General features: G+C 58.9%; 6 protein-coding genes. 3 read left to right on the top strand and 3 right to left on the bottom strand.

Features of this window, described 5'->3' with window-relative positions; all coding sequences use genetic code 11:
• The 3 genes from VGI36_15045 to VGI36_15035 form a co-directional block, all read left to right on the top strand.
• On the top strand, positions 1 to 581 hold a 581-nt coding region (locus tag VGI36_15045), incomplete at its 5' end, for a helix-turn-helix domain-containing protein (protein ID HEY2486464.1).
• Between the two features lie 33 nt (positions 582 to 614).
• Complete coding sequence (locus tag VGI36_15040) at positions 615 to 1,793, top strand: LLM class flavin-dependent oxidoreductase (GenBank protein HEY2486463.1); 1,179 nt, start codon at positions 615 to 617, stop codon at positions 1,791 to 1,793.
• A 66-nt stretch (positions 1,794 to 1,859) separates the two neighbouring features.
• Entirely contained in the window at positions 1,860 to 3,548 is a 1,689-nt protein-coding gene (locus VGI36_15035; GenBank protein ID HEY2486462.1) for an NAD(P)/FAD-dependent oxidoreductase, read from the top strand.
• A gap of 103 nt (positions 3,549 to 3,651) precedes the next feature.
• Here the strand turns inward: VGI36_15035 and VGI36_15030 are convergent, their stop codons facing one another.
• From VGI36_15030 to VGI36_15020, 3 genes are all read right to left on the bottom strand, one after another.
• Entirely contained in the window at positions 3,652 to 4,194 is a 543-nt protein-coding gene (locus VGI36_15030; protein ID HEY2486461.1) for a hypothetical protein, read from the bottom strand.
• 16 nt (positions 4,195 to 4,210) lie between these two features.
• Positions 4,211 to 5,341 (bottom strand): efflux RND transporter periplasmic adaptor subunit, encoded by a 1,131-nt coding sequence (locus VGI36_15025; protein HEY2486460.1) that lies wholly within the window; start codon positions 5,339 to 5,341, stop codon positions 4,211 to 4,213.
• A gap of 6 nt (positions 5,342 to 5,347) precedes the next feature.
• The coding region (locus tag VGI36_15020; protein ID HEY2486459.1) for an efflux RND transporter permease subunit at positions 5,348 to 7,122 on the bottom strand (1,775 nt) is incomplete at its 5' end.

Raw genomic sequence — 7,122 nt, 5'->3', positions numbered from 1 at the left:
GCGTTTTTGCGCGTCGTGGAATCGGCGCCGCCCGTCATGCCGAAATCGCGCGCGAGGCCAAGGTCTCTGTACCCGCGGTGTTCTTTTACTTTCCCACCCGTCAGGCGTTGGTGAGCGCAGTGTTGGATGAGGTGGCGCGGTTCTTCACCGCAACGGCAGAAGACATCCACGACCGGCAGCGTCCTGCTCCGGAGATCATTCTTGAGCACACGCGCGCGTTCGCTGAAGCTGTCGAAACCCATCCGGACCACACACGCGTGCTACTGGAATGGAGCACGGCGCTGCGCGACGAGGTGTGGCCCCAGTATCTGAAGTTTCAGGAGAAAATCGTCGGCATGATTGCGCGCACAATTAAGCGCTGGCGAATGGAAACCGGGAGTCAGCGCGATCCTGACGCCGAGGACGACGCGCGCTTGATCGCGGCGACTGGCTACGTGCTGGTGCAGATGAAAATTGCCAATCAGCCCGCCGCCCGGATCGAACGATTTCTGCAAACCCTGGTTCGCGACACGCTTGGCGAAGCCAGAGCGAGCGCGAAGAACGAAGCTCATCTATCTGAGTTCAACGTGGCTGTCGGATAGGCGGTCCGACAAATCGCAGTGAGGAGAACACCAATGCGGATCGGAGCAACCATCTTTAATCAGAACTACAACGACTGGGATCGCTACGAGTCAGAAGAACAGGGAAAGCCGGTTCCCAAACGTGCAGCGCGGTCCGATCGCGAGATTTTCCACGAAGAACTCAATATCGCCCGTATGGCCGACGACTTGGGTTTTGATTCCGTGTGGACCATCGAGCATCACTTCACGCCCTACACGATGGTGACGAATCCGTTGCAGTACCTCACCTATATCGCCGGGATCACCAAGCGCGTGGATCTAGGAACCATGGTCGTGGTGCTGCCGTGGCACAATCCAGTGCGCGTCGCCGAAGACGTCAACATGCTCGATGCCTTTCTCGGATCCGGCCGCAACGTGATCTGCGGCGTCGGACGGGGCCTCGGGCGCCGCGAATATGCCGGGTTGAGCATAGATCAGAACGAAGCCAGGGGTCGATTTGACGAATCCCTGCAGGTGCTCAAACAGTTGTTGTCAACCGGCCAGTGCAATTTCGACGGCGAGTTCTACCAGGTCCGCGGACTGCATCTGCGGCCCCAGCCGGAGCGCGATCTGAGCCTAAACCTGTGGTGCGCAGGTGGTACCGAGCAGACCGTGCAGATAATCGCGAAGCATGGCGTGCGACCGCTCACTATCCCCACCACCAGTCTCGATATAGCGCTCGCCAATATGCGCCGATATGCGCAAACTAGCCGCGACGCCGGGCACGGTCCAACTCACACCAAGCTCGCGTTGTGGACCTACGTCGCCGAAAGCTACAGCAAGGCCGACGCCGGCGCGCATCGCTACATGGTTGAGTATGCCGACTCGGCGCTGCGTCATTATGAGCTGCTCGGCACCCATTTGAAGAATATCAAGGGCTACGAGGCATACGGCGCGCAACAGGACGCGATGCGCAAGGATGCCTCACCGTTCAAGGAAGGCTTCTATCGGAGCCATCCCTGGGGCACCCCAGACGAGACCATCGCCCGCGCAACCCAGCTCGCCAACGCATTCGGCACTGACGAGATCATGTTCATCTTCAAGTATGGCTCGATGCCAATGGCCGAGGCAGAAAAGAGCATGCGCCTTTTCGCCGAAGAGGTAATGCCGGCACTAAAGGAACTGAAGCCGGAGCCGTTGGTGCCGGCGGAGCATCCGCCAGGGCAGGAAACCAGCATGGCGGCACCGCGGTAACTCACCGGTCCTTGACCGCGCAGGACAAGTTACCAGACAGCTCAGGAGCAATTGGCGGAGCAGAACATGATCGACCGGACTAGTTTGGATCACGAGGTAATCGTCATCGGCGCCGGAGTAGCTGGAATCTATCAAAGCAAGCTATTAGCCGACCTCGGGGTGGACCACAGGGTGCTCGATGCAGCGGGTGACCTTGGCGGGACCTGGTACGGGAACCGTTATCCGGGAGCCCGGTTCGACTCGGAAAGCTACACCTACGGCTACTCCTTTTCTAAGGAACTGCTGAACGAATGGCACTGGAACGAGCGGTTCTCCAGTCAACCTGAGAACCTGCGCTACCTGAATTACGTCGCGGACAAGTTCGACCTGCGCAAATACATGGAATTCAACTGCAGGGTCGAGGCCCTGCACTTCGACGAGACCAACGACCGGTGGCGGCTTAGACTAAACGATGGCCGTCAGCTGACCTGCCGGTTCGTCGTGATGGCGGTCGGGCTTCTTTCGATACCCACGCCGCCACGATTCAAGGGTATGGATAAATTCAAAGGCCGCTCTTTCCATACCTTCTACTGGCCGCACGAACCGGTCGAGATGACCGGGAAGAAGGTCGCCGTTATTGGCACCGGCGCCACCGGCATCCAGGTCATTGCCGAGATCGCGGACAAGGTCGGGGATCTGACCGTCTTTCAGCGCCGGCCCAACTGGTCGGCTCCATTGAACAATGGACCTATCTCGGAGGCCGAGATGGCCGACATACGGCTGCGCTATGACGCCATCTTTAAGACGTGTGGCCGCACACCGGGAGGCTTCGAGCATGAGCCAGACCGCCGCGGCTTTTACGAAGTCTCGCGCGAGGAGCGGCTCGCGTTGTGGGACAAGCTCTACGACAGCTCAGGGTTTGCGATCTGGCTGCGCAACTTTCGAGAGATTTTCACGGATGAGAAAGCGAATGCCGAGTTCTCCGAGTACGTTGCCGACCGGATTCGCCGGCGGGTGAAGGACCCGGCCATCGCCGAGAAACTGATCCCCCGAGATCACGGCTTCGGTGTGCAGCGGGTGCCGATGGAGACAAACTATTTCGAAGCCTACAACCGCGACAACGTGCACCTGGTGGACATCAGCGAGACCCCGATAGAGGAGATAACCGAAACCGGGCTGCGCACCACCGAGGGCGACTACCAATTCGACCTCATCGTCTATGCGACAGGCTTCGATGCGATAACCGGTGCCTTCGACCAAATTGACATTCAAGGCGTCGGGGGCACCAATCTAGGCGACAAGTGGAGGGACGGGCCGTCAACATTTCTCGGCATGCTCGTCTATGGGTTCCCCAATTTTTTGATGCCCTCGGGACCACAGAGCGGATCGGCGTCGACGAACTATCCGCGAGGCATCGAGACCGGCGTCAACTGGTGTACGAAGTTGCTTGAGTATATGTGGGGGCATGGCTACGTTCGGGCTGAACCGACGCTAGAGGCCCAGGAACGCTGGACCGACCACGTCAAACAGATGTACTCGGCGATGCTGATGCGGAAGGCCAAGTCATGGTTCACCGGCTACAACTCGAACCTTCCCGGCCACGAGCACGGCAAGATCCGCTACCTCGTCTACAACGGCGGCGCGCCGAAATACGTGAGCAAGCTCAGCGAAGTCGCGGAAAATAACTACCAAGGAATCGTCTTCACCTCGGCTTCCCTGCTTGGCCAGCGTCAGGGTCGTGAGACGGCAGGTACCGCAGAGAAAATGCCTGACTGAAGTGGCTGCTCGGGTCGCAAACTTGACTGATGGTGGAAGCTCCGCCCACTAAGCGACGAGGAAAATTTCTCATCACGGCGACGGCCTCCGCCGGGCGGCCCGATCAGTGAGCGGGGATGGACACATGCCGCAGACGTTTGCGGCGGAAGCCCCAATACATCGACACCGCGGAACTCGCCCACACCGCTATTGAAGCCAGGCAGTAGAGCCACGGGGAGCTGATTGCGGATCCCAGCCATTCCATGGGAACAAACGAAAAGATCGCAAGCCACGATACGACGGTAATTGCGAAACCAGCCATCAACGCTGCTAGCTTGTCTTTCTCAACGGCGTCTACCTGTTCCGCACAGTTCGGAATTTTCGCGAGATCGACGCACGCGGCAAGTCGGGCCTCGCGGGTCGCCTCTTCATGCTCCGGGCAGAGGGCCGGATTTCGTCGCTGCGCGCGAACAATGAGTGTATAAGAGATAAGAGTCAGCAGACCCCAGGCCGCCGCCGAGATTGGTCCGTAAAACCATATCGACAGAGTGCCGAGCGAGGCGATCCACTCGGATGCAAACGCCTGCGCCGAGATCCAAACCAGCACGACGATCGCGAGACCGACGGTAAGCGCAGCAACCCTCTCTTTTTCGTGAGCTCTCTGCATCCGGTCTGCGGTCGCGCTAATTCCCCTTTGCCATCAATGGACGGATTAGCTCACCCTCGGTGACCGCTTGGCCGAGTCCTAACGCTACCGTTTCATCGCCTTTCAGCCCGCGAGTGACTTGGCAATGGATTCCATCATCAAGACCAAGTTTTACATCGACGAGATGTATTTTCCTATCGCGCACTATCGGGACGTAAACGCGCTCGCCGTTAAAGATCAGTGCTTCGTCCGGGACCCGCGGCGCACCGTTCGAACCTTTGATGGTGATGGCAACGTTCGCGTACATCCCCGGATACAACGTGAGGTCCTCATTCGGCAGGTCGACCTCGATGAGCATGGTACGAGTGTCCTGATCCAAAGCGGTCGGGTGCCTCGTGATCGATCCCTTGTAGTCGCGGCTCGGGTATTCGCTTACCGTTACTATCGACTCGTCGCCGTCGCGCACGAAAGGAGTATACGTCTGCGGCAGGTACACGTAGACGCGCAACGGTTTCAGAGTGGCGATTTGGTAGATGCTCGGATTCGACGTGTTGGCCGCGCTCGGGGTCGCTACGAGTGCTCCCGGGTATAGATTGCGCACTGTTATCATCCCATCGAACGGAGCGTAAACGCGCTCGTACTGTTGTGTCGCGACTAGCTGCTTCCAGCTTGCCAAGTCGGCGAGCATGGTCAGATGGCTTTCATCGGCCGTCTGCTGCGGAATAACCGCCTGCGACACGAGGACCTGATTCCGAGCGTCGGTGATCTTCGCGAGATCATAGGTCGACTTGTAATTGCGCACCTCTTGATCGGTCTCGGGCGATTCGATGGTGGCGACAAGCTGCCCCGCTTTCACGTACGATCCCTTGTCCACGAACATGTGCTTCACGTAGCCGGAGATCTTGGCGTAGATAGGCGTCTCGTAAAAGCCGTGAATCTCGCCGGGCAGCGTGATTGTACGCGTGGCAATCTCCCCGTGCAGTGTTGTGCAAAGAACGACCCGGCCGCGCGCCGCTTCCTCTTCGAGGTTCCCGCGCTGGCTGCGAACCGCAAGATCGCGGGCCACGACGATTCCCCCGGCCACGATTATTGCGATGAGCGGGAGCGCGATCCACTTGATGTAAAAGCTGGGACCGCTGGCGGGTTTGGTTGCGATTCGCTCAGCCATGGGCCCTTACATCTGCGCTTCTTTGGCTGCTTCTGTCTGCTGCAGAATCCGGCGCATCTGCGCGTCGCGCTGGAGCTTGCTCACCCGCGTGCCGCCCACGAAAGAGTAGACGATCGGAATCACGAGCAGCGTCATGAAAGTTGCGGCTATGAGCCCGCCAATCACCGCTCGCCCGAGTGGAGCATTCTCACCGCCGCCGGCGCCGAGCGCGAGCGACATCGGCAACATTCCAAGAATCATGGCCAGCGCAGTCATCAGCACCGGCCGCAGCCGCGTCGTGCCGGCCTCGATTGCCGCGGTTATAGGATCGACACCTTCTTTCTCCATGTATTCGTTGGCGAACGTGATCAGCAAATTCCCGTTGGTGGTCGCAACACCGACCCCCATGATCGCTCCCATCAACGACTGCACGTTGAGCGTCGTATGCCAAATCACCAGGATCCAGAGCACGCCCGCGAAGGCTCCCGGCAGCGCAATCATAATCAACATTGGGTCGAGCCACGATTGGTAGTTTATCGCCATCAGCAGGTACACGAGGACCAAGGCGAGAATAAGCCCCTGACCCATTCCGCCGAAAGCCTCGTGCATCGCCTGGCTCTGGCCGCGAATCTGAACTGTGGTTCCCGGCGGGACGTCCTTGAGCTGATCGATCGCCTTCTGCACGTCCGCGGCCACTCCTCCTAGGTCGCGGCCCTCAACGCCGCAATCAAGATCAATCACCGGCAACACGTTCATATGTGCGATTCCGAGCGGCGTCACGGTGTGCTCGACCGATGCGATATTGGACACGAATTGGGTCTGTGAGCTGCTGGAGGCGTTGCTCGGAGCAGAGCTGGAGGCGTCGGTCGATGAAGAGCTCGACGCATTGCTCGAGGAATAGCTGGAAGCCGCGCTCGAGGAAGCGGGGGTTGTGATGGGGGTCTTCAACACTTCATCGATCGAATTAATCACGTGCTGCGGTGTCTGCACCGCCACGCTGTAGTTTACGCCGTTGTCCCAGTCGAGCCAGTTGTTGGGCGCCACCACGACGCTGGAGGCGAGCGAGTTCAGCACATTCTCCGCCGCCAGATTTTCCGAAATTCCCAACTGCAGCGCCTTGCTCCGGTCGATCTTCACCCTGAGCGTGGGATAGTCGAAAGTCTCGGGTATTCGGACATCAACCACGCCGGGAATGGTTTTGAGCCTGGGCAACAACTCCTTGGCAAGTTTATAGGATGAATATGCATCGCGACCCTGCAACTGAACGTCAATCGGCGCCGACAGTCCGAAGTTGAGCACCTGGCTTGTGATGTCTGCCGCCTGCGAATAGATTTCCACGCCGGGCAGCTGCTGGTTCACGGCTTCCCGGATCTTCTTGATATATCCAAGGCTCGGATGATGGTTATTTGACAGCTCGATCTGCAGATCGGCGTCCTGCGGGCCGATTGTGTCGGTCTGGTAGAAAAGCAGCGCCCAGTAGACTGGCAAACCGATATGGTCCGTCATCACTTGCAGCTCGCTGGGCGGAACGACGGAGCGGACGATGTTTTCGACCTTGGCCATGATCCGCTCACTCTCTTCCAAGCGAATTCCAGCCGGTACCCGCACGTGCAGCTTAATTTGTCCCGCGTCGACGTACGGAAAGAAATCCAGCCCAACCACCCGTAAAAGCAGCAACGACGATAAAATCACCGCACCGATGCATCCTAGCACCAGCCCGCGATGGTGGAGCGCGGTCGCGAGCCCACGCTTGTACCTTTCCTTCGAGCGCTCGAACGCCTGATCGAAACGCTCGAGGTACT

The organism is Candidatus Binataceae bacterium, from assembly GCA_036495685.1.
GTDB lineage: Bacteria > Desulfobacterota > Binatia > Binatales > Binataceae > JAFAHS01.
Note: the sequence above shows the minus strand (reverse complement) of the source record. Positions and strands in the feature narration are given on the sequence as shown.

What these genes read in the sequence shown, in the direction of transcription:
- VGI36_15030 (HEY2486461.1), bottom strand. Translation starts at nt 4,194, where the DNA reads ATGCAGAGAGCTCACGAAAAAGAGAGGGTTGCTGCGCTTACCGTCGGT.
- VGI36_15025 (HEY2486460.1), bottom strand. Translation starts at nt 5,341, where the DNA reads ATGGCTGAGCGAATCGCAACCAAACCCGCCAGCGGTCCCAGCTTTTAC.
- VGI36_15035 (HEY2486462.1), top strand. Translation starts at nt 1,860, where the DNA reads ATGATCGACCGGACTAGTTTGGATCACGAGGTAATCGTCATCGGCGCC.
- VGI36_15040 (HEY2486463.1), top strand. Translation starts at nt 615, where the DNA reads ATGCGGATCGGAGCAACCATCTTTAATCAGAACTACAACGACTGGGAT.